Source organism: Lelliottia sp. RWM.1 (assembly GCF_016859735.1).
GTDB lineage: Bacteria > Pseudomonadota > Gammaproteobacteria > Enterobacterales > Enterobacteriaceae > Enterobacter.
In genome coordinates this window covers 37,792-59,833 of sequence record NZ_WLVC01000020.1, presented here as the reverse complement: position 1 = coordinate 59,833, position 22,042 = coordinate 37,792, and the positions used below count along the sequence as shown (strand labels likewise).

Below are 22,042 nucleotides of genomic sequence, written 5' to 3'. Positions count from 1 at the left end.
ACGCCACGTTTTTACGTGGCGTTTTTCTTTTATGGCCTATACGCTATTACCGAAGATACTCAATTTTGGCTCTTGCATCCTCGTTATTAATTGATTGAAATGTATGCAGTCTGGATGTGAAAGCCCTGTTTTAATCCTTCTGGACCTAAAGCTTCATGGTTATACTTCCGTAATTAACATTTGTTGAGAGCATTGATTGTGAATCTACTCACTGCGGTTACTGAATTAATCAGTATTTTTCTGTTTACCGCCTGCTTTTTATTCCTTGCGCGTAAGGTGGCCAAAACGATTGGGTTGGTAGACAAACCCAACTTTCGTAAACGCCATCAGGGGTTGATTCCACTGGTTGGTGGTATCTCCGTTTACGCCGGTATCTGCTTCACGTTTGGCATTGCGGATTACTATATTCCGCATGCAGCACTGTACCTGTCATGTGCAGGTGTACTCGTGTTGGTGGGTGCTCTCGACGATCGATTTGATATCAGCGTAAAAATCAGGGCATTGGTGCAGGCGGTTATTGGCGTCATCATGATGGTGCTGGGAAACCTGTATTTAAGCAGTCTGGGTTACATTTTTGGGACCTGGGAGCTGGTTCTTGGTCCTTTCGGCTATTTCCTGACGTTGTTTGCCGTGTGGGCCGCGATTAATGCGTTCAACATGGTCGATGGAATTGACGGCTTACTGGGCGGTCTCTCATCTGTTTCCTTTGCCGCCATCGGGATCATTCTTTGGTTTGATGGCCAGACGAGCCTTGCCATGTGGTGTTTCGCGATGATCGCCGCAATCTTGCCTTATATTTGCCTCAACCTCGGTGTGCTCGGACGTCGCTACAAAGTGTTTATGGGTGATGCGGGGAGTACTCTGATCGGCTTTACTGTTATCTGGATTTTGCTGGAAACAACTCAGGGTAAGACACATCCCATCAGTCCGGTAACCGCGTTGTGGATCATCGCCATTCCGCTGATGGATATGGTTGCGATTATGTACCGCCGCTTGCGTAAAGGGATGAGTCCTTTCTCGCCGGACCGTCAGCATATTCATCACCTTATTATGCGCGCAGGTTTTACGTCGCGTCAGGCATTTGTGCTTATCACCCTTGCTGCAGCTGTTCTGGCAGGTATTGGGGTTGCGGCAGAATATTCTCATTTTGTCCCGGAGTGGGTAATGTTGGTATTGTTCTTGCCTGCATTTTTCTTGTACGGATACTGCATAAAACGAGCATGGAAAGTGGCTCGTTTCATTAAACGCCTGAAACGCAAAATGCGTAGAAACAGTGGCAATAATCCAACATTAACTAAGTAAACCGGGATCGTGATGACTCAACCGTTGGCGGAAACTAAATCAGTGATGACCGAGAATGAGCTGGATATCCGAGGCTTGTTTCGCGTTTTATGGGCCGGCAAGCTGTGGATTGCAGGTGTCGCATTAGGATTCGCGCTGGTCGCGCTGGCGTATACTTTTTTTGCGAAACAAGAGTGGAGTGCAACGGCTATCACTGACAGACCAACGGTTAACATGCTCGGCGGTTTTTATTCGCAGCAGCAGTTTTTGCGTAATCTGGATGTGAAGGCAAACCTCACACCTGCTGATCAACTCTCCGTGATGGATGAGGCGTATAAAGAGTTTGTTATGCAACTGGCCTCCTGGGACACGCGCCGCGACTTTTGGTCCCAGACGGATTACTACAAGCAGCGCATGGTTGGTAACAGCAAAGTGGATGCCGCGCTACTGGATGACATGATTAATAATATCCAGTTTATGCCTGGTGATGCTGTGCGTAACGTGAATGATAGTGTGAAGCTGGTGGCGGAAACGGCAACCGATGCCAATAACCTGTTGCGTCAGTATGTGGCGTTTGCCAGCCAGCGAGCGGCAAGCCATCTGAATGACGAACTGAAAGGCGCGTGGGCAGCGCGTACGATCCAGACGAAAGCGCAGGTAAAACGCCAGGAAGAGGTTGCAAAAGCCATTTTTGCCCGCCGGGTACACAATATCGAACAGGCGCTGAAAATTGCGGAACAACGCAATATTTCGCGTAGCGAGACGGACGTTCCGGCTGATGAACTCCCTGATTCTGAGATGTTCCTGCTTGGGCGGCCGATGTTACAGGCACGCCTGGAAAACCTACAGGCAGTTGGGCCAGATTTTGATCTCGACTACGATCAGAATCGCGCGATGCTCAATACCCTGAATGTGGGTCCAACACTGGATCCACGTTTTCAGACTTATCGTTATTTGAGAACGCCTGAAGAACCAGTAAAACGCGATAGTCCACGTCGAGCATTCCTGATGATTATGTGGGGAATTGTTGGCGTGCTGATTGGCGCAGGAGTGGCGTTATCACGACGCCGTGTGAATTAAGAAGGCTGTCTACGATGAAGGCTGATGGCCTTCATCGGCTAATCGAAGAGAATTGATGTGAAAGTACTTACCGTATTTGGAACCAGACCGGAGGCCATCAAAATGGCTCCTCTGGTTCATGCGTTGGCCAGCGATCCTGATTTTGAGGCAAAGGTTTGTGTCACAGCCCAGCATCGGGAGATGCTTGATCAGGTCTTAACTCTCTTTTCTATCGTCCCGGATTACGATCTGAATATTATGAAACCGGGTCAAGGATTGACTGAAATTACGTGTCGGATTCTGGAAGGGCTTAAGCCGATTCTGGAGTCGTTCAAGCCGGATGTCGTGCTGGTGCATGGTGACACCACCACGACCGTCGCGACCAGCCTGGCCGCATTTTATCAACGTATCCCGGTTGGCCATGTTGAAGCAGGGCTACGCACCGGAAATCTTTACTCTCCGTGGCCGGAAGAGGCAAACCGTACACTCACCGGGCATCTGGCGATGTATCATTTCGCACCAACGGAAAATTCACGTCAGAACTTACTGCGTGAAAACATTGCTGACAGCAAAATTGTGGTCACCGGAAACACCGTGATTGACGCCCTGATTTGGGTACGGGACCGCGTGCTGGCGAATGATAGCCTGCAAAGTCAGCTCACTGAACGTTATCCGTTTTTGACTAACGGTAAGAAGACGATTCTGGTGACGGGCCACCGCCGTGAAAGCTTTGGCAGCGGGTTTGAAAACATCTGTCATGCTCTGGCAGAGATCGCCGCGCAAAATGATGATGTGCAGATTGTCTATCCGGTACACCTCAATCCGAACGTCAGTGAGCCGGTTAACCGTATCCTGGGCCACGTGGAAAACGTACACCTGATCGAACCGCAGGATTACATGCCGTTTGTCTGGTTGATGAACCACGCCTGGTTAATTTTGACCGACTCCGGTGGTATTCAGGAAGAAGCGCCGTCGCTTGGTAAGCCCGTACTGGTGATGCGTGAAACCACTGAACGTCCTGAAGCGGTAGACGCTGGCACGGTTCGTCTGGTGGGAACGGAGACGAGCCGCATCATCGAAGAGGTTACGCGCTTACTGCACAATGACGAAGAATACCAGGCAATGAGCCGCGCTCATAACCCTTACGGCGATGGGCTGGCTTGCGGCCGTATTTTGCACGCGCTAAAACACAATCAGGTATCGCTATGAGTTTTACTACCATCTCTGTCATTGGTCTTGGCTACATTGGTCTGCCCACTGCGGCAGCCTTCGCCTCTCGTCAAAAACAGGTTGTCGGTGTGGACATTAATCCGCGTGCGGTGGAGACCATCAACCGTGGCGAAATCCACATCGTGGAGCCGGATCTTGGCAGCGTAGTCAAACAGGCTGTTGAGGGTGGGTTTCTGAGAGCCAGTACCACCCCAGTTGAAGCTGATGCCTTTTTGATTGCTGTCCCGACACCGTTTAAAGGTGAACATGAACCCGACATGGTTTATGTCGAGGCAGCGGCAAAATCCATTGCGCCTGTACTGAAAAAGGGGGCGCTGGTGATTCTGGAATCCACCTCTCCCGTTGGCGCGACGGAGCTGATGGCTCAGTGGCTGGCAGAGGCGCGTCCTGATTTAAGTTTCCCACAGCAGGTGGGGGAACAGGCGGATATCAATATCGCGTACTGCCCGGAGCGCGTGCTTCCAGGGCAGGTTATGGTTGAGTTGATTAAAAACGATCGCGTGATTGGTGGTATGACGCCATCCTGCTCCGCGCGCGCCAGTGAGCTGTATAAGATTTTCTTGCAGGGTGAATGTGTGGTGACGAACTCCCGCACCGCTGAAATGTGCAAACTGACGGAGAACAGTTTCCGTGACGTGAACATTGCTTTCGCGAACGAGCTGTCACTGATTTGCGCCGATCAGGGAATTAACGTCTGGGAATTGATTCGCCTCGCAAATCGCCATCCGCGCGTAAACATTCTCCAGCCCGGGCCGGGCGTAGGTGGTCACTGTATCGCCGTCGACCCGTGGTTTATCGTTGCACAGAACCCGGAACAGGCGCGTTTGATCCGCACCGCGCGTGAAGTAAATGACAGCAAACCGCACTGGGTTTTGAATCAGGTGAAAACCACGGTGGCGGACTGCCTGGCAGAGAGCGGTAAACGCGCAAACGAACTGAAAATTGCCTGCTTTGGCCTGGCGTTCAAACCGAACATCGATGACCTGCGTGAAAGTCCTGCAATGGAAATTGTGCAGATGATTACCGACTGGCACAGCGGTGAAACGCTGGTTGTAGAGCCGAACATTCATGAATTACCTGCCAAGCTGACAGGCCGCTGTACACTGACGGCGTTAAATAACGCCCTGGCGACAGCGGATATTCTGGTCTTACTGGTGGATCACAGAGAGTTCAAAGCAACCTCTGGTGATGCCGTTACTCAACACTATGTTGTTGATACAAAAGGCGTGTGGCGTTGAGTGATCTCAATGGCGTCGTTGAACCTCTTCACTGGGAAAGTTCTTTTTTCGGTCTGCCTTCAGCGATCTTACGCCTGCGCAATGATGCACCAGCGCTATCAGAGTCGGACTTCACCCCCTGGCAACGCTTGCAGGCCAAGATCCCGGCGACACGCACTGACTGGCTAGATGCGCTTCAAAAACACGGATTTCAACTGGTTGAAGGTGAGGTCGATCTTGCCATTTGTGTCACCCATCAGGATGCACCTGGCGCAGAAATTGCTACGGAGCAGGATATACCTGAACTGCGCCAGATGGCAGCCCAGGCATTTGCGCAGAGCCGTTTTCGTGCGCCCTGGTATGCGCCTGATGACAGCGGTCGCTTTTATGCCCAGTGGATCGAGAATGCGATAAAAGGCACGTTTGATCATATTTGTCTGATTTTTCGCGGCACAGTAGGTCAGATTCAGGGGTTTGTCTCTCTGCGTAAGCTCAATGAGAGCGAAGGCCGTATTGGCTTATTGGCGGGGCGAGGCATGGGGGAAAAACTCATGCAGGCAGCGTTGTACTGGGCGGAGCAACAGCAGCTTTCGACTCTGCGGGTGGCAACCCAGGCGGGGAATATTGCCGCGCTTAAACGTTATATTGCGAGTGGGGCCAACGTTGACGCCACCGCTTACTGGTTATACAGGTGACAAGATGATTCCATTTAATGCGCCTCCCGTTGTGGGCACTGAGCTCGACTATATGCAGTCTGCGATGGGCAGCGGCAAGCTTTGTGGTGATGGTGGTTTTACCCGTCGCTGCCAACAGTGGATGGAGCAACGTTTTCACAGTGCTAAGGTGCTGCTGACGCCATCCTGTACGGCGTCACTGGAGATGGCTGCCCTGCTGCTGGATATCCAGCCGGGCGATGAAGTGATCATGCCAAGCTATACCTTTGTTTCTACGGCGAACGCCTTTGTTCTGCGTGGGGCTAAAATCGTGTTTGTCGATATCCGCCCGGATACCATGAACATCGATGAAACGCTGATTGAAGCGGCAATTACCGATAAAACACGGGCAATTGTGCCGGTTCATTATGCGGGCGTGGCCTGCGAGATGGATACCATTATGGCACTCGCGAAAAAGCATAACCTGTTCGTGGTCGAAGATGCCGCGCAGGGTGTGATGTCGACCTATAAAGGGCGTGCTCTGGGGACGATTGGCCATATTGGCTGCTTTAGTTTCCATGAAACCAAGAACTACACCGCCGGAGGTGAAGGCGGTGCGACACTGATTAACGATCGTACGCTGGTGGAGCGTGCTGAGGTGATCCGCGAAAAAGGGACGAACCGCAGTCAGTTTTTCCGTGGACAGGTGGATAAGTACACCTGGCGCGACATTGGCTCAAGCTACCTGATGGCGGACCTGCAAGCCGCTTATCTGTGGGCGCAGTTGGAAGCGGCTGAACGTATTAATCAGCAACGCCTGGCGCTGTGGCAAAACTATTACGATGCGCTTGAACCGCTGGCTAATGCCGGGCGTATCGAGCTGCCGACTGTCCCGACAGAGTGTGTTCACAATGCCCATATGTTCTACATCAAGTTGCGTGATAACGACGATCGTAGCAATCTGATTGCTTACCTTAAAGAAGCTGAGATTCTGGCGGTATTCCATTACATTCCACTGCACTCCAGCCCTGCCGGAGAAACCTTCGGTATGTTTGCTGGAGAAGATCGTTACACCACCAAAGAAAGTGAGCGTTTGCTTCGTTTGCCTCTGTTCTACAACCTCGCGCCGGTAAACCAGCGCACGGTGATTAATTCCCTCCTGAGTTATTTCGGCTGATATGTCTCTGGCAAAAGCATCGGTGTGGACCGCCGCGTCCACACTTGTAAAAATTGGCGCAGGTCTACTGGTCTTCAAGCTGCTGGCTGTCTCGTATGGCCCTTCAGGTGTAGGGCTGGCAGGTAATTTCCGGCAACTGGTCACGGTGCTTGGTGTGCTGGCTGGTGCGGGCATTTTTAACGGCGTGACCAAGTATGTCGCACAGCATCATGATGATGCTGCAAAATTGCGTTCGGTGGTTGGGACGTCATCAGCCATGGTGTTGGGGTTTTCAACACTACTGGCTGTCGTGTTTTTACTGGCAGCCGGGCCAATTAGCCAGGGCTTATTTGGTCATTCGCATTACCAGGGACTGGTACGTCTGGTTGCACTGGTTCAAATGGGGATTGCCTGGGCAAACCTGCTGCTGGCACTGATGAAGGGTTTCCGGGATGCTGCCGGAAATGCACTCGCGCTGATCCTGGGCAGTATCATTGGGGTGATTGCCTATTATGCCTGCTATCGTCTGGGCGGTTATGAAGGGGCGTTACTCGGTTTGGCTCTGGTTCCCGCTCTGGTGGTCATTCCGGCCGCATTTATGCTGATGCGCAGAAAGACCATCCCGCTGCATTATCTGAAGCCTCAATGGGATAAGGCGCTAGCGGGACAGTTAGGTAAATTTACCCTGATGGCGCTCATCACTTCTGTCACGTTGCCTGTCGCTTACGTGATGATGCGAAACCTGCTGGCCGCCCATTACAGCTGGGATGAGGTGGGGATCTGGCAGGGGGTAAGCAGTATTTCGGATGCCTATCTTCAGTTTATTACTGCCTCCTTTAGCGTCTGGTTGCTGCCAACCTTATCGCGCCTGGCCTCCCGGCAAGAGATTACCCGTGAGATAGGCCGCTCGCTGCGCTTTGTGTTACCGGCCGTGGCGGTTGCCAGCTTTAGCGTCTGGCTGCTGCGCGATGTCGCCATCTGGCTGCTGTTCTCTGCGAAATTTACGGCCATGCGCGATCTCTTTGCCTGGCAACTGGTCGGTGACGTATTGAAAGTGGGCGCTTATGTATTCGGCTATCTGGTGATCGCCAAAGCGTCTCTACGGTTGTATATCCTGGCGGAGATCAGCCAGTTTTCGCTACTGACTGCGTTCTCTCACTGGTTGATCCCTGCGCATGGCGCACTGGGGGCAGCACAGGCCTATATGGCAACCTATATTGTCTATTTCGCCGCCTGTTGCGGCGTATTTTTACTTTGGCGTAAACGCGCATGACTGCACTGATTCACATCCTGGGATCGGATATCCCACACCATAACCAGACCGTTCTGCGGTTCTTCAATGATGAGCTGGCTGCCGGCAGTGCCGACGCCCGCGAGTTTATGGTTGCGGGCCAGGATAATGGCCTGAGCGCGGCGAACCCGGCGCTAAACGTGACTTTCTGGCCGGATAAGGCTGCGCTGGCAAAAGCGGTGGTGACAAAAGCAAAAGCGAATCGCGAACAGCGCTTCTTCTTCCATGGGCAGTTCAATACCGGCCTGTGGCTGGCGCTGCTGAATGGCGGGATTAAGCCCTCACAATGTAGCTGGCATATCTGGGGCGGGGATCTGTATGAAGTTTCCCGTGGCTGGAAATTCCGCCTTTTTTACCCATTGCGTCGTTTGGCGCAGGGCCGGGTGGGGTGTGTTTTCGCCACGCGCGGCGATCTCAATTATTTTGCCAAACAGCACCCCGATGTGCGTGGTGAGCTGCTTTATTTCCCGACCCGGATGAACCCGGCACTGAACGCGATGGCAAACGACACGCAGCGTACGGGCAAGCTGACGATTCTGGTGGGCAACTCCGGCGATCGCAGTAATGACCATATTGCCGCGCTGAAGGCGGTACACCAGCAGTTTGGTGATACGGTCAATGTCATCGTGCCAATGGGTTATCCGGCAAATAACGACGCCTATATCCAGGAAGTCAGGGCCTCAGGTCTTGCACTGTTTAGCGTGGAGAACTTGCAAATTCTCCGCGATAAGCTGGAATTTGATGATTACCTTACGCTGTTGCGAAAGTGCGACCTGGGGTATTTCATCTTTGCTCGTCAGCAGGGGATTGGAACGTTGTGTCTGTTGATCCAGGCGGGTATACCTTGCGTGCTAAACCGCGACAACCCGTTCTGGCAGGACATGGCAGAACAGCATCTTCCGGTTCTGTTTACGACAGATGATCTCAATGAGGCAGTCGTGCGCGAAGCGCAGCGCCAACTGGCATCGGTGGATAAAAATACCATCGACTTCTTTAGCCCAAACTATCTCTCGCCGTGGCATCGCGCACTGCGTATCGCTTCAGGAGACAAGGCATGACCCAGTTGCAATTTAGCGGCTTGTTGGTGGTCTGGCTTCTGAGCGCGATGTTCATCGCTGTACTGACCTGGTTCGAATTCCGGCGCGTACGCTTTAACTTCAATGTGTTTTTTTCGCTACTGTATCTGCTGACCTTTTACTTTGGCTTTCCGCTGACCGCTGTTCTGGTTTTCCGGTTTGACGTAGGGGTTGCTCCCCCTGAAATTTTGATGCAGGCGTTACTTTCTGCGAGCTGTTTCTACGCGGTGTATTACGTCACCTACAAAACACGGCTACGGTCTGCGAAAGATGCTGCGCCGCGTCGTGCACTGTTTACGATGAACCGAGTTGAGACGCATCTGACCTGGGTGATGCTGATGATTATTGCTCTCGTGAGTGTGGGCATCTTCTTCATGCATAACGGTTTCTTGCTGTTCAGATTGCAGTCATACAGCCAGATTTTCTCGGCTGAAGTCTCAGGCGTGGCTCTGAAGCGGTTCTTCTACTTCTTCATCCCGGCGATGCTGGTGGTCTATTTTCTGCGTCAGGATTACAGGGCCTGGCTGTTTTTCCTCGTCAGTACAGTTGCCTTCGGCGTGCTGACCTACATGATTGTGGGGGGGACACGCGCTAACATCATCATTGCCTTTGCCATCTTCCTGTTTATCGGCATCATTCGCGGCTGGATCTCCCTGTGGATGCTGGCTGCCGCCGGGGTGTTTGGGATTGTCGGCATGTTCTGGCTGGCGCTTAAACGTTACGGGTTGAACGTGAGCGGTGATGAAGCGTTTTATACTTTCCTGTATCTCACGCGCGATACCTTCTCGCCATGGGAAAACCTGGCATTGCTCCTGCAAAACTACGATAAAATTGATTTCCAGGGGTTAGCGCCCATCGTGCGTGATTTCTATGTCTTTATTCCGACATGGCTGTGGCCGGACCGGCCGGGCATCGTGCTCAATACGGCGAACTACTTTACCTGGGAAGTACTGAACAACCATTCAGGTCTGGCTATCTCGCCAACATTAATTGGCTCCCTGGTCGTGATGGGGGGAGTGTGGTTTATTCTGCCCGGTGCAATTGCTGTCGGGTTGATTATCAAGTGGTTTGACTGGCTTTATACGTGTGGGAATGAAGAAATAAATCGCTACAAAGCGGCGATTTTACATAGCTTCTGTTTTGGGGCCATTTTCAACATGATCGTTCTGGCGCGAGAAGGGCTGGATTCATTTGTCTCGCGTGTCGTTTTCTTCATGGCGATTTTTGGCGTCTGCTTGCTGTTAGCAAAACTGCTGTATTGGCTGTTTGACAGGGCAGGGCTTGTTCACCCGCGTGAGCCCAGAGGCAGCAGAACACTTTCGCAAGTCTGAGTAAGGATAATCATGACTGACACAACTTCCGCGCCGCTTTATGCATTGCGCGGCCTACAGCTCATTGGCTGGCGTGATATGCAACACGCACTGGATTATCTGTGCACTAACGGGCAGATAAAATCGGGCACGCTTGTGGCCATCAATGCGGAAAAAATACTGGCGGTAGAGGACAGCGCGGAAGTCCGGGGCCTGATTGAAGCCGCCGAGTTCAAATATGCTGACGGGATCAGTGTGGTTCGCTCCATCCGTAAAAAGTATCCTGGCGCTAATGTTTCCCGCGTGGCGGGGGCTGACCTTTGGGAAGCGTTGATGGCGCGTGCTGGATCAGAGGGAACGCCTGTTTTCCTGATTGGTGGTAAACCTGAAGTGCTGACCCAGACGGAACTGAAGCTGCGTAACCAGTGGAATGTTAACATTGTGGGTAGCCAGGATGGTTATTTCAAACCGGAAGAAAGGCAGGCCTTGTTCGAGCGTGTGCGCGACAGCGGCGCGAAGATTGTCACCGTCGCGATGGGTTCACCCCGCCAGGAAATCCTGATGCGGGATTGTCGCCAGGTGTATCCGGATGCGCTCTATATGGGCGTTGGCGGCACGTATGATGTCTTTACCGACCATGTCAAACGTGCGCCGAAGGTGTGGCAAAACCTGGGGCTTGAATGGCTGTACCGCCTGTTGTCGCAACCCACCCGTATCAAACGACAGATTCGACTACTGCGCTATCTCGGCTGGCATTACTCCGGGAAAATGTAATCAGAATGTAGCGCGATATGCTATTCGCGCTGCAACTCCCCTGCAAAACTGCTGTGTTTATGTGCAATGCATTCATTTTTTTAATGCATCGTTTGCCATTTGGCAGAATTTAAGAAACCATTCCCCCCGTATTTCAGTACCCAAAAATAATAACCGGCAAAAGCCGGGCAACAGCAAACACAACCGAGGATTTATGGCAGAGAAAAAACCTGAGCTTCAGCGTGGGCTGGAAGCTCGACATATTGAATTGATAGCGCTGGGCGGCACTATCGGTGTGGGCCTGTTTATGGGCTCCGCAAGCACGCTCAAATGGGCAGGTCCTTCCGTACTTCTGGCGTATATCATCGCCGGACTGTTCGTCTTCTTCATCATGCGATCCATGGGCGAAATGCTCTTCCTTGAGCCGGTTGCCGGTTCATTCGCTGTTTATGCGCATCGTTATATGAGCCCGTTCTTCGGCTATCTCACGGCCTGGTCGTACTGGTTTATGTGGATGGCGGTAGGTATCTCAGAGATCACCGCGATAGGGGTCTATGTCCAGTTCTGGTTCCCGGACATGGTGCAATGGATACCCGCCCTCATCGCTGTGGGGCTGGTGGCGCTAGCCAACCTGGCCGCAGTACGTCTGTATGGTGAAATTGAGTTCTGGTTTGCGATGATTAAGGTCACGACCATTATTGTGATGATTATCGTTGGCCTGGGCGTGATTTTCTTCGGGATTGGTAATGGCGGCCACTCGATTGGCTTTGGCAACCTGACGGAACATGGTGGCTTCTTTGCGGGTGGCTGGAAAGGCTTCCTGACAGCGCTCTGTATCGTTGTTGCGTCTTACCAGGGCGTAGAGCTTATTGGTATCACCGCAGGTGAAGCGAAAAACCCTCAGGTGACTTTGCGTAGCGCGGTAGGCAAGGTTCTGTGGCGTATCCTGATTTTCTATGTGGGTGCAATCTTTGTCATCGTGACCATCTTCCCGTGGAATGAGATCGGCACGACGGGTAGCCCGTTTGTTCTGACCTTTGCGAAGATTGGGATCACCGCCGCGGCCGGGATCATTAACTTCGTGGTACTGACGGCAGCACTGTCTGGCTGTAACAGCGGTATGTATAGCTGTGGGCGTATGCTCTATGCCTTGTCGAAAAATAATCAGCTGCCTGCGGTGATGGGGAAAGTGTCCCGTTCAGGTGTGCCCGTGGCGGGTGTGGCCGTGTCGATCGTCATTCTGCTGGTCGGTTCATGCCTGAACTACATCATCCCTAATCCGCAGCGCGTGTTTGTCTATGTATATAGCGCCAGCGTGCTGCCGGGGATGATTCCGTGGTTCGTTATTCTGATTAGCCAGTTGCGCTTCCGTCAGGCACATAAGCAGGCGATTGCCAGCCATCCGTTCCGCTCGATTATGTTCCCATGGGCGAACTATTTAACGATGGCGTTCCTGATTTGCGTGTTAATCGGTATGTATTTTAACGAAGATACCCGCATGTCGCTGTTTGTCGGGGTTATCTTCCTGGCCGCCGTGACCCTTGGTTATAAGCTCTTTGGGCTTGGACGCCATGCCTCCACGCAAAAAGTGAAGGAATAAGCGGCAAAATGTGCAAACCATAACCAAACGCGATCTTTTTTTAAAAAAGCACTAGACAGCAGACCGAGACCTCCGTAATATCCAGCCCCGCAACGGCGCTAAGCGCCCGTAGCTCAGCTGGATAGAGCGCTGCCCTCCGGAGGCAGAGGTCTCAGGTTCGAATCCTGTCGGGCGCACCATTTACCCGGTGCTGGAGCTGCGGTGGTCTGTGTAGACAGTACCGCGTGAAAGAATAAAGCAGTGGTGGCTATAGCTCAGTTGGTAGAGCCCTGGATTGTGATTCCAGTTGTCGTGGGTTCGAATCCCATTAGCCACCCCATTATTTAAAAGTTGTGAAATGCGAAGGTGGCGGAATTGGTAGACGCGCTAGCTTCAGGTGTTAGTGTTCTTACGGACGTGGGGGTTCAAGTCCCCCCCCTCGCACCACGACTTTAAAGAGTTGAACTAAAAATTCAAAAAAGCAGTATTTCGGCGAGTAGCGCAGCTTGGTAGCGCAACTGGTTTGGGACCAGTGGGTCGGAGGTTCGAATCCTCTCTCGCCGACCAATTTTGAACCCCGCTTCGGCGGGGTTTTTTGTTTTCTGTGTGTTATTTCTGCTTCTGTTGTCATTTCCCGACAACACCTTTCTGGTTGTCTCCGAACGACGACGAATAACCAATTGAAATAAATAAATATTCTATGCGTCCCGCGTTGTTGTCGCTCTCAGGCAACAGTCTTAACGTTTTACTGACCCTCCTTGTCCTTTGCGCATCCGCCGCGCCGAAAAAATTCCTTTTATCTTAAAATGTTGTGCGTCGTACAACTCTCTGGTGCAACTCTGGCACGTAACGTGCAATAATATCCGGGTAGATGCTCATTCCATCTCTTATGCTCGCCTCCGGGCCTCATAAACTCAGGAATGACGCAGAGCCGTTTACGGTGCTTATCGTCCACTGACAGATGTCGCTTCGGCCTCATCAGACACCATGGACACAACGTTGAGTGAAGCACCAATATGTTGTCTTATAGACCTGTTTTAACGCCTGCTTTTTAGCAGGCGTTTTTTTATGTCTTATTCACGGAAATGGATCAGGGTGAAGGCAACAAGAAATAGTGCGCCCGCCGAGACAAGATACAACGCCTGAATGGCCCCCAGTTCAGCCGCCGCCAGCGCAGCGATGCCGGTAAAAAGCGACGCACTGATTGTTTGCCAACGCCAGGTTTTCCCGCTGGCTGCTGAGATTTGCGCTGCCTGAAAGCGACTCAGTACACCAAATGTTCCTGCGGCAAAAACGATATTTGATGCCAGGTGAGCAACAAAGATCATCCCCAGCGCTATCGTCTGCCCACCTGCTAAAAACGGTACTACACCATATGCGACTAAAAATATGCTCAGGCAGAGCAGCAGTAACCGGTTCTTTGCGGTAAAGCGCGCGAGGCTGTCTCTTTTTAGCAGCATCGGGCCGCAGAGCTGACCCATGCTACGGGCGAAGAGCAAAGGCAGGGCAAGTCCTGGCGCGTCTGCAGGATGGATTTGTTGCGCCAGGGCCGGAAGCAGAGCCATTGCCGGTGAACCGACGGCGGCAAGTGCGGGCAACAGCAGAAGACTGCGCTTTTGTTGCGTAGTGAGCATCCGCCAGCGCAGTGTCTCTGGTTTACCCTCTACGGATGAAGGGATGGCTTGAGCCGTGAAGGCTCTCCCGGCAAGCATCAACATCAGCAGCGATCCCATGAAACTGGCAGCATCTATCACCAGCAAAGAGAGCGTTGGAACCTGTTGGAACAATACGACACCGAGCCCGGTTCCTAACAGCACCTGAGAGGCAAAAATCACATTCTCAAGGCAGGTGGCTGCCGGGAGCTCTGCTTCCTTGAGCCCGCGTTTGAACAGCAGCGTAAGTGCGGGCCAGATCATTCCGCCCAGCAGAGCTTCAGTCGATTGCACTGCCAGTAGCGCCGGTATGCTGTGATACTGGATACCCAACAGAGGAAAAAGCAGGGCCAGTAAACCCAGCAGTTCGGCCAGAACCAGTAAAGTGACTGGAGAAAATCGCTGGCACAGTTTTTCCCCTATCAGGCTACCGATAAAGCCCGGAACCGTTGCAAAAAAATAGGCAAGAGTGAGTAAAGAGGCAGGGGCTTGCCAGCGTAACAGCAAACCAAAAACGACGACCTGGGTTAAGCCGTTGCCCACAGAGGTAAAGATGAAGGCGCAGGCCAACATGCGCAGCCAGCGATGACTGCGTAGCGCTTCGATCAGCGCATACAAAAGCGAGTTCATGAAAACGATCCTTTCAAAAACGATTTATTCCACGCGACAATTTGCGCGTGTACGGGAAAAAGTTAATGAAAAGACATCGTTACATTGGCGGGTGAATTTCCTGATGACGTTGGAAAGACTGTAGCAGGAGATGAAACATAAAAAAAGGAGGCCGGACGGCCTCCTGATTTATCACTGCTGCGCAGCGTTGTTTTGCAACGTGAGCAGCAAGCCATCGCGGCGCATTGCGGCGGCTTCTTCGGGATGATGGAGCTTATCCAGGGTATCGGCAAGCCAGGCGTAGTCAAACGCATCAGGGCGTTGTTTCAGTGCAGCACGGAAAGCCAGGCTCGCCTCTTGCCATTCGCCATGTTTCACCAGCGACTGGCCCAGCGTACTCCACAGCAGCGGACGATCGCCCACCGTTTTGATCTGCTGGCGTAACACTTTTTCCAGTTGCTCCGGATTATTGGTTTTCAGCCGTGGGATCACCATCACCAGTCGGTCATCATACTGGCGCTTAAGGCCGTCAAGGATGATCGCCTGCGCGGTGTCATGATCGTCACACTCGATCAGATGTTCCGCCATCGCCACCTGCAATGGAATTTGTTGGCGTGTTTTGCGGCTCTGATTTTTCCACCAATTTTTCAGACCATCGCTGCCCAGATCGGCACGCGCTTGATCCATCAGACCAATCCATGCCTGACGTTGCAGCGCATCACGGTGCTCATCATCACCGACGTCCGCTTTCGCCATGGACGGGATAATATCCAGCAGCGAGCCCCAGGCTCCGGTACGAATATAAGCTTGCTCTGCCAGGCGAAGCACTTCCGGATGACGAGGTGTGATCTCCAGCAGGCGGTCAACGCCGTGCCGTGCCGCATGGTTTTCGTTGCGTGCGAGTTGCAGACGAACGCGGGTAATTTCCACCGGAATTTGATTGTTGGATGCCAATTCAGAGGCGCGCTCAAGATGCTGGTTTGCCCGTGCTTCATCACCACGCTGTTGTGCAGCTTCTGCCGCCAACAAGTAATTCACTACCGGTTGTTCAGCATGGTCGGCATTCTTCGACATCAGCTTTTCAACCTGCTGATAGTCACCTTCGGCCAGTTTAAGCAGCGCTTGTTCTGTTTGCTTACGTGCGCGACGGCGTTTACGGCCCACAAACCAGCCACGGGTGTGTGCGCCCGTGCGGAAGATGCGGCGCAGAAGCCATTCAACGGCAAACAGCACGACGACGGCGAGGATCAAAATGATCACCAGGCCTGTTACGCTGGTTTCTATGTTGTAGCTGTCGGTTTGGATCAGGACATAACCCTGATGGCCCGCAAGCATAGGCCCAAGCACGATCCCGGCGATCAACAATAAGAAGAGTAATAAGACTTTTAACATGGTTACTCTCCTTGAGGGGCGCTTTCAGTTGCTGGCGCTGGTGCTGCGGCGGCATCTGGCTCTGCCGGGATACCTGGTTGTGCCAGCAGGTTACGCACGCGCGTCTGCATCAACTTTTCCAGAATCGGCTGGCTTTCCAGTTTATCCGGCACGTTCATGGTGATGTTTTGTTGGCTCAGCTTATCCACATCTTCGAGGAATGCCGTTGTGGTGGCGTCGTCGGTGTTGTAGTAAGCCCGCACCCACGTGGAGACGTTATCGAGTGCCTGTTTGTACGTCTCTTCCTGATGGCGTGGTACGGCCTGTGCAGCGACCAGCAGGCGAGAACGGATGTTTTCGCGCAGGTAAACATCCTGATTCGGCGCTAACAACGGTACGGCCGTTTCGTCACGGCGGCGGATAGTGATGAAGCTATCCATAAAGCTCTGCCAGCTTTTTTGCAGGTTAACGCGCCACTCGCTGAGTGAGCTGGACAACTCAGTGCCGTCGGAATCCATCGGGGAGTCGTCGTCGTTATTATCTGCCAACTGGAGGTTATCAATCTGGTTCGAGAGCTGATTGACCTTAAGAATAATACCGTCGTAATCGACCTGTGATACCGCCGCCAGGCTGGCAATGTCTTCCGTAATGGCACGACGCGCGGTAATCAGGCTCGGGTCGTTCATATCCGCCAGACTCGCGTCTGCGCTTTTCAGCAGTGCGGCCGCTGTTGTGACATCCTGATCGCTCCACAGCTTGCGGCCGGCCAGTTTGACCAGAAAATCAGCTTGTGCAAGTAACCAGGTTTTGGCATCAGAACCTGAAATGGTTGCCACTTTCTGCTGGACTTCATCGAGCTGTTTCGCCAGTTGTTCTTGCTGACGGTTGGCATCAGCAAGCTGGGTCGCTTGCTGCTTAATGACACTTTCCAGCTCGGTTTTCTGCGTCTCCTGCGCTTTTTGCAGGGCGGTGATTTGGTTAACCAATGCATCGCTGGTGGCGGTCTGGTTAGAGCCTTGCTGTTTCACCAGGCCGTACAGGCTTACGCCTGCTGCCAGGGCAATTGCAATTGCAATCGCACTCAGAGCCAGGCTGGTTTTGTTGCTGCTGTTTTTTTTCTCAGTTGTTTTCTCAGTTTTCTCTGGCTGTGGTGTGATGTCCACAGTCTCCCTGGTCTCTTCAACCACGGCGGAGGATTTTTCGTGTTCCGTCATTATGGCTTCCCATTATGAGAGTTATTGTAATGCGCGCAGCAGCGCATCGTTGTCGGCGTTTTCAGCGATCCGAATATCTTGCCAGCCCAGTTCCCGGGCGTGGTTCGCAAGACGCTCACTGACGACCAGAAGCCGACAGCGGAGTAACCAGTTTTCACGATACCATGGCGGGATGAGTGACCAGAGCTGTTGCAGCATCTCACCACTGGTGACGACCAGTGTATTAACGCTGCGCATATGCCAGCGCATCGCCTCTTCTGCACCATCGTAATATTTTGCACAGCGCTGATAGCATTCGCAGAATGTCACGTCAGCGCCGCGTGCAGACAGTGTTTCACCTAACAGCTCACGTCCACCGTTCCCGCGTAAAATGAGCGCTCGCTTCCCGGCAATGTTTTGTAATTCAGGTAATTGTAGCAAGACTTCGCTAATTTCCCGATCTAACGGGTAACGAACATCGATCCCACTAACGGTATGCATGGCCAGCGCGGTTGTGCGCCCGATGGAGAAGTAACGGGGATCGGTTGGCCAGACGCTACCTTCCTGCTGTAACTGCGCATGGGCAAACTCGACGGCATGCTGCGAGAGAGCAAAGAGCATGTCGCCTTCCTGTAAGGTATTCAAATGGCCGGTGAGTACAGACAGCTCCCGACCAGGGGAGAATTCGATCAGCGGAAAACTCCAGGCCACCTGCCCCAGTGCGCGCAGACGGCTCACTAATTGCTCTCCTGCGGGAGAAGGGCGGGTGACAAGAATACTCATGCAGGGGGTTCTCCGTTATACACGTCAGCCAGAATTTCGCGGGCCCCGTTGTTGAGTAACTCTTCAGCCAGCGACACGCCTAGTTGTTCAGCATCGCGCGGATTACCACGACGTTCACCGCGAACCATTTGCGAACCGTCCGGTGCGCCGACCAGCGCGCGTAGCCACAGTTCACCATCAATCAATTCAGCATAGCTGCCAATGGGAACCTGGCATCCACCTTCAAGGCGCGTATTCATCGCGCGTTCTGCTTTCACACGGATGGCGGTATCGTCATGATTCAGTGGCGTGAGCAGAGCCCGAGTTCGCTCATCACTCAAACGACATTCAATCCCCACCGCTCCCTGGCCAACCGCCGGGAGAGAGCGTTCTGGCGGTAACGCCACACGGATACGAGAGTCCAGTCCAAGACGTTTCAACCCTGCGACGGCAAGAATAATGGCATCGTATTCACCGTTATCCAGCTTACTCAGCCGCGTGCCCACATTGCCTCGCAGGGAACGAATGATCAGGTCCGGACGACGTTCAGCCAGTTGACACTGGCGGCGTAAACTTGACGTGCCAACAATGCTGCCTTCTGGCAATGCATCGAGTGAGCCAAACTGGTTAGAGACAAACGCATCGCGCGGATCTTCGCGCTCGCAAATGGTCACCAGTCCCAGCCCTTCAGGAAACTCAACAGGCACATCTTTCATAGAATGGACGGCAATATCGGCACGGTTCTCAAGCAGAGCCATCTCCAGCTCTTTGACAAACAATCCCTTTCCGCCGACTTTCGCCAGTGGCGTATCAAGAATCACATCGCCGCGCGTGACCATCGGCACGAGCTCAACGCTCAACCCAGGATGGCAAGCTTCCAGGCGCTGCTTAACATAATGTGCCTGCCAAAGTGCCAGAGGGCTTTGGCGTGTGGCAATTCTCAAAACATTGTCTAACATGCTTGTTACCGTCATTATCAACCGTTGACCATCCTAACATTGTTGACTCTGGGATGGCAGTTTTACGGTTGATGAAGAGCAGAGGGACAGGGCGGCATTCTTGTCACCCACAGCCGTATTCAGGAATTTACACGTACAGAATGGTGCTACACTTGTATGTAGCGCATCTTTCTTTACGGTCAATCGGCAAGGTGTTAAATTGATCACGTTTTAGACCATTTTTTCGTCTGTACCACCATAAAGATAAGGACGAAAAAAGGTAACGGTTATCTTTTTGAAATACTGCGGGTCCGTCATCATTCGATTTATGAATGATTGCGACACCCGGAAACATCAGGCGATATGTCTTGTACCTCTATATTGAGACTCTGAAACAGAGACTGGATGCCATAAATCAATTGCGTGTGGATCGCGCGCTTGCTGCCATGGGACCTGCTTTCCAACAGGTTTACAGTCTGCTGCCTACATTATTGCACTATCACCATCCGCTGATGCCGGGTTACCTCGATGGTAACGTTCCCCAGGGCATCTGCCTTTTCACGCCTGATGAAACCCAACAGCACTATTTGAATGAGCTGGAACTCTACCGCGGCATGCCGCCACAGGAGTCCCCAAAAGGTGAATTGCCGATTACCGGCGTTTACTCAATGGGAAGTACCTCTTCGGTAGGGCAAAGCTGTTCATCTGATCTGGATATCTGGGTCTGCCATCAATCCTGGCTCGATAACGAAGAACGCCAGCTGTTACAACGTAAATGCAGCCTGCTGGAAAGCTGGGCAGCATCGCTCGGTGTGGAAGTGAGTTTCTTCCTGATTGATGAGAACCGTTTCCGTCATAACGAAAGCGGCAGTCTTGGTGGTGAAGACTGCGGCTCGACCCAGCACATTTTGCTGTTGGATGAATTTTATCGTACGGCTGTTCGTCTGGCCGGGAAGCGTATTCTGTGGAATATGGTTCCGTGTGAAGAAGAAGAGCATTACGACGATTACGTCATGTCGCTGTATGCACAGGGTGTACTGACGCCGAACGAATGGCTGGATCTGGGGGGCCTTAGCTCTCTGTCCGCTGAAGAGTATTTTGGCGCAAGTCTTTGGCAGCTGTATAAAAGTATCGACTCACCGTACAAAGCAGTTCTTAAGACGCTGTTACTGGAAGCTTATTCCTGGGAATACCCCACGCCGCGCCTGCTGGCGAAAGATATTAAACAGCGTCTGCATGATGGCGAGATCGTCTCTTTCGGTCTCGATGCCTACTGCATGATGCTCGAACGCGTCACCGAATACCTGAAAGCCATTGATGACACCACGCGTCTTGACCTGGTGCGTCGATGTTTCTATTTAAAAGTCTGCGAAAAACTCAGCCGCGAACGCGCTTGCGTTGGCTGGCGTCGTGAAGTGGTTGGTCAGTTAGTCAAAGAGTGGGGATGGGACGAAGAACGTCTGTCTATGCTCGACAACCGCGCAAACTGGAAAATCGACCAGGTGCGAGAAGCGCACAACGAACTGCTTGATGCGATGATGCAGAGCTACCGTAACCTGATTCGTTTTGCGCGCCGCAATAACCTCAGCGTTTCCGCCAGCCCGCAGGATATCGGTGTTTTGACCCGTAAACTGTATGCCGCGTTTGAAGCGTTGCCGGGGAAAGTGACGCTGGTTAACCCGCAAATTTCGCCTGATCTTTCAGAACCCAATCTGACCTTTATTTATGTCCCGCCAGGGCGTGCGAATCGTACTGGCTGGTATCTGTACAACCGTGCGCCAAGCATGGACTCGATCATCAGCCATCAGCCGCTGGAATATAACCGTTATCTGAATAAGCTGGTGGCCTGGGCCTGGTTCAACGGCCTGCTGACTTCGCGTACTCGCCTGTTTATTAAAGGCAACGAGGTCGTCGATTTAGCAAAATTACAGGAGATGGTCGCTGACGTATCGCACCATTTCCCGCTGCGCCTGCCTGCGCCGACGCCAAAAGCGCTCTACAGCCCATGTGAAATTCGCCATCTGGCGATTATCGTCAATCTGGAATATGACCCAACGGCGGCATTCCGCAATCAGGTCGTTCATTTTGATTTCCGTAAGCTGGATGTCTTTAGCTTTGGCGAGCAGCAAAACTGCCTGGTGGGTAGCGTAGACCTGCTGTACCGCAACTCGTGGAACGAAGTGCGTACCCTGCACTTCAACGGTGAGCAAGCGATGATTGAAGCGCTGAAAACCATTCTCGGTAAGATGCACCAGGATGCCGCACCGCCGGACAGCGTTGAAGTTTTCTGCTACAGCCAGCACCTGCGTGGTTTGATTCGCACCCGCGTGCAGCAACTTGTCTCTGAGTGCATTGAACTGCGTCTCTCCAGTACCCGTCAGGAAACCGGTCGCTTCAAAGCGCTGCGTGTCTCTGGTCAGACGTGGGGACTGTTCTTCGAGCGTTTGAATGTTTCTGTGCAGAAACTGGAAAACGCCATTGAGTTCTACGGTGCGATTTCGCACAACAAGCTGTATGGGCTCTCCGTGCAGGTTGAAACGAATCACGTCAAGCTACCACAGGTGGTGGACGGCTTTGCCAGCGAAGGGATTATTCAGTTCTTCTTCGAAGAAGTGGGCGATGAAGCCGGGTTTAATATCTATATTCTGGATGAAACCAACCGTGCAGAGGTGTATCACCACTGCGAAGGCAGTAAAGAAGAGTTGGTGCGTGACGTTAGCCGCTTCTACTCATCTTCACACGATCGTTTCACCTACGGATCCAGTTTTATCAACTTTAACTTGCCGCAGTTCTATCAGATTGTGAATGTCGACGGGCGTGCGCAGGTCATTCCGTTCCGTACTCAGGCCGTTGCACCTGCGGTTCCTGCCAGTCAGGATACGACACCGTTGCTCCAGCAGTATTTCTCCTGA

General features: G+C 52.6%; 17 protein-coding genes and 4 tRNA genes. 16 read left to right on the top strand and 5 right to left on the bottom strand.

Features of this window, described 5'->3' with window-relative positions; genetic code table 11:
• Window positions 1-198: 198 nt before the first annotated feature.
• From wecA to GF617_RS15180, 15 genes are all read left to right on the top strand, one after another.
• Complete coding sequence (wecA, locus tag GF617_RS15250) at window positions 199-1,302, top strand: UDP-N-acetylglucosamine--undecaprenyl-phosphate N-acetylglucosaminephosphotransferase (RefSeq protein ID WP_181621421.1); 1,104 nt, start codon at window positions 199-201, stop codon at window positions 1,300-1,302.
• A gap of 12 nt (window positions 1,303-1,314) precedes the next feature.
• Window positions 1,315-2,361, top strand: coding sequence for an ECA polysaccharide chain length modulation protein (wzzE, locus tag GF617_RS15245; protein WP_181621420.1), 1,047 nt, complete (start codon window positions 1,315-1,317; stop codon window positions 2,359-2,361).
• A gap of 57 nt (window positions 2,362-2,418) precedes the next feature.
• Window positions 2,419-3,549 carry a non-hydrolyzing UDP-N-acetylglucosamine 2-epimerase gene (gene wecB / locus GF617_RS15240; RefSeq protein WP_181621419.1) on the top strand — a complete coding sequence of 377 codons (1,131 nt, stop codon included), beginning with the start codon at window positions 2,419-2,421 and terminating at the stop codon, window positions 3,547-3,549.
• The gene (gene wecC, locus GF617_RS15235; protein WP_181621418.1) at window positions 3,546-4,808 is read left to right on the top strand and encodes a UDP-N-acetyl-D-mannosamine dehydrogenase; all 1,263 of its coding nucleotides are present in this window, start codon (window positions 3,546-3,548) and stop codon (window positions 4,806-4,808) included. The genes wecB and wecC overlap by 4 nt, the downstream gene beginning before the upstream one ends.
• Entirely contained in the window at window positions 4,805-5,482 is a 678-nt protein-coding gene (rffC, locus tag GF617_RS15230) for a dTDP-4-amino-4,6-dideoxy-D-galactose acyltransferase (RefSeq protein WP_203452017.1), read from the top strand. Before wecC ends, rffC begins: the two co-directional genes overlap by 4 nt.
• A 4-nt stretch (window positions 5,483-5,486) precedes the next feature.
• Window positions 5,487-6,617 (top strand): dTDP-4-amino-4,6-dideoxygalactose transaminase, encoded by a 1,131-nt coding sequence (rffA, locus tag GF617_RS15225; protein ID WP_181621416.1) that lies wholly within the window; start codon window positions 5,487-5,489, stop codon window positions 6,615-6,617.
• 1 nt (window position 6,618) lies between these two features.
• Window positions 6,619-7,869, top strand: a complete 1,251-nt coding sequence (gene wzxE, locus GF617_RS15220; RefSeq protein ID WP_203452016.1) for a lipid III flippase WzxE — start codon at window positions 6,619-6,621, stop codon at window positions 7,867-7,869.
• The gene (locus GF617_RS15215; RefSeq protein WP_203452015.1) at window positions 7,866-8,945 is read left to right on the top strand and encodes a TDP-N-acetylfucosamine:lipid II N-acetylfucosaminyltransferase; all 1,080 of its coding nucleotides are present in this window, start codon (window positions 7,866-7,868) and stop codon (window positions 8,943-8,945) included. Before wzxE ends, GF617_RS15215 begins: the two co-directional genes overlap by 4 nt.
• Complete coding sequence (wzyE, locus tag GF617_RS15210) at window positions 8,942-10,294, top strand: ECA oligosaccharide polymerase (RefSeq protein ID WP_203452014.1); 1,353 nt, start codon at window positions 8,942-8,944, stop codon at window positions 10,292-10,294. The genes GF617_RS15215 and wzyE overlap by 4 nt, the downstream gene beginning before the upstream one ends.
• Window positions 10,295-10,306: 12 nt before the next feature.
• Window positions 10,307-11,047, top strand: a complete 741-nt coding sequence (gene wecG / locus GF617_RS15205; RefSeq protein ID WP_181621410.1) for a lipopolysaccharide N-acetylmannosaminouronosyltransferase — start codon at window positions 10,307-10,309, stop codon at window positions 11,045-11,047.
• Between the two features lie 193 nt (window positions 11,048-11,240).
• Complete coding sequence (locus tag GF617_RS15200) at window positions 11,241-12,626, top strand: amino acid permease (protein WP_181621408.1); 1,386 nt, start codon at window positions 11,241-11,243, stop codon at window positions 12,624-12,626.
• Between the two features lie 102 nt (window positions 12,627-12,728).
• A tRNA-Arg gene (locus tag GF617_RS15195) sits at window positions 12,729-12,805 on the top strand.
• 64 nt (window positions 12,806-12,869) lie between these two features.
• Window positions 12,870-12,945, top strand: a tRNA-His gene (locus GF617_RS15190).
• A 20-nt stretch (window positions 12,946-12,965) separates the two neighbouring features.
• Window positions 12,966-13,052: transfer RNA gene (locus tag GF617_RS15185), tRNA-Leu, on the top strand.
• Window positions 13,053-13,095: 43 nt separating this feature from the next.
• Window positions 13,096-13,172, top strand: a tRNA-Pro gene (locus GF617_RS15180).
• 506 nt (window positions 13,173-13,678) lie between these two features.
• On the opposite strand, the gene GF617_RS15175 is transcribed toward GF617_RS15180, so the two are convergent.
• The 5 genes from GF617_RS15175 to hemC form a co-directional block, all read right to left on the bottom strand.
• Window positions 13,679-14,887 carry an MFS transporter gene (locus GF617_RS15175; protein WP_203452013.1) on the bottom strand — a complete coding sequence of 403 codons (1,209 nt, stop codon included), beginning with the start codon at window positions 14,885-14,887 and terminating at the stop codon, window positions 13,679-13,681.
• Window positions 14,888-15,058: 171 nt separating this feature from the next.
• Window positions 15,059-16,258, bottom strand: a complete 1,200-nt coding sequence (hemY, locus tag GF617_RS15170) for a protoheme IX biogenesis protein HemY (protein WP_181621405.1) — start codon at window positions 16,256-16,258, stop codon at window positions 15,059-15,061.
• Window positions 16,259-16,260: 2 nt separating this feature from the next.
• Window positions 16,261-17,451: a uroporphyrinogen-III C-methyltransferase gene (gene hemX / locus GF617_RS15165; RefSeq protein WP_181621403.1), complete on the bottom strand. Its 1,191-nt coding sequence runs from the start codon at window positions 17,449-17,451 to the stop codon at window positions 16,261-16,263.
• Window positions 17,452-17,472: 21 nt separating this feature from the next.
• On the bottom strand, window positions 17,473-18,213 hold the full coding sequence (hemD, locus tag GF617_RS15160) for a uroporphyrinogen-III synthase (protein WP_181621401.1): 741 nt from the start codon (window positions 18,211-18,213) through the stop codon (window positions 17,473-17,475).
• A complete protein-coding gene (gene hemC / locus GF617_RS15155) occupies window positions 18,210-19,151 on the bottom strand; it encodes a hydroxymethylbilane synthase (RefSeq protein WP_181621399.1) in 942 nt (313 codons plus the stop codon). Before hemC ends, hemD begins: the two co-directional genes overlap by 4 nt.
• Before the next feature lie 347 nt (window positions 19,152-19,498).
• Between hemC and cyaA the strand changes: the two genes are divergently transcribed.
• Window positions 19,499-22,042 carry a class I adenylate cyclase gene (gene cyaA, locus GF617_RS15150; protein WP_203452012.1) on the top strand — a complete coding sequence of 848 codons (2,544 nt, stop codon included), beginning with the start codon at window positions 19,499-19,501 and terminating at the stop codon, window positions 22,040-22,042.

Bases quoted from the DNA above. Each gene is read 5' to 3' on its own strand.
- hemD (WP_181621401.1), bottom strand. From the start codon at position 18,213: ATGAGTATTCTTGTCACCCGCCCTTCTCCCGCAGGAGAGCAATTAGTG.
- wecG (WP_181621410.1), top strand. From the start codon at position 10,307: ATGACTGACACAACTTCCGCGCCGCTTTATGCATTGCGCGGCCTACAG.
- hemX (WP_181621403.1), bottom strand. From the start codon at position 17,451: ATGACGGAACACGAAAAATCCTCCGCCGTGGTTGAAGAGACCAGGGAG.
- wzxE (WP_203452016.1), top strand. From the start codon at position 6,619: ATGTCTCTGGCAAAAGCATCGGTGTGGACCGCCGCGTCCACACTTGTA.
- GF617_RS15200 (WP_181621408.1), top strand. From the start codon at position 11,241: ATGGCAGAGAAAAAACCTGAGCTTCAGCGTGGGCTGGAAGCTCGACAT.
- hemC (WP_181621399.1), bottom strand. From the start codon at position 19,151: ATGTTAGACAATGTTTTGAGAATTGCCACACGCCAAAGCCCTCTGGCA.
- wecC (WP_181621418.1), top strand. From the start codon at position 3,546: ATGAGTTTTACTACCATCTCTGTCATTGGTCTTGGCTACATTGGTCTG.
- wzzE (WP_181621420.1), top strand. From the start codon at position 1,315: ATGACTCAACCGTTGGCGGAAACTAAATCAGTGATGACCGAGAATGAG.
- rffA (WP_181621416.1), top strand. From the start codon at position 5,487: ATGATTCCATTTAATGCGCCTCCCGTTGTGGGCACTGAGCTCGACTAT.
- GF617_RS15175 (WP_203452013.1), bottom strand. From the start codon at position 14,887: ATGAACTCGCTTTTGTATGCGCTGATCGAAGCGCTACGCAGTCATCGC.
- GF617_RS15215 (WP_203452015.1), top strand. From the start codon at position 7,866: ATGACTGCACTGATTCACATCCTGGGATCGGATATCCCACACCATAAC.
- hemY (WP_181621405.1), bottom strand. From the start codon at position 16,258: ATGTTAAAAGTCTTATTACTCTTCTTATTGTTGATCGCCGGGATCGTG.
- wzyE (WP_203452014.1), top strand. From the start codon at position 8,942: ATGACCCAGTTGCAATTTAGCGGCTTGTTGGTGGTCTGGCTTCTGAGC.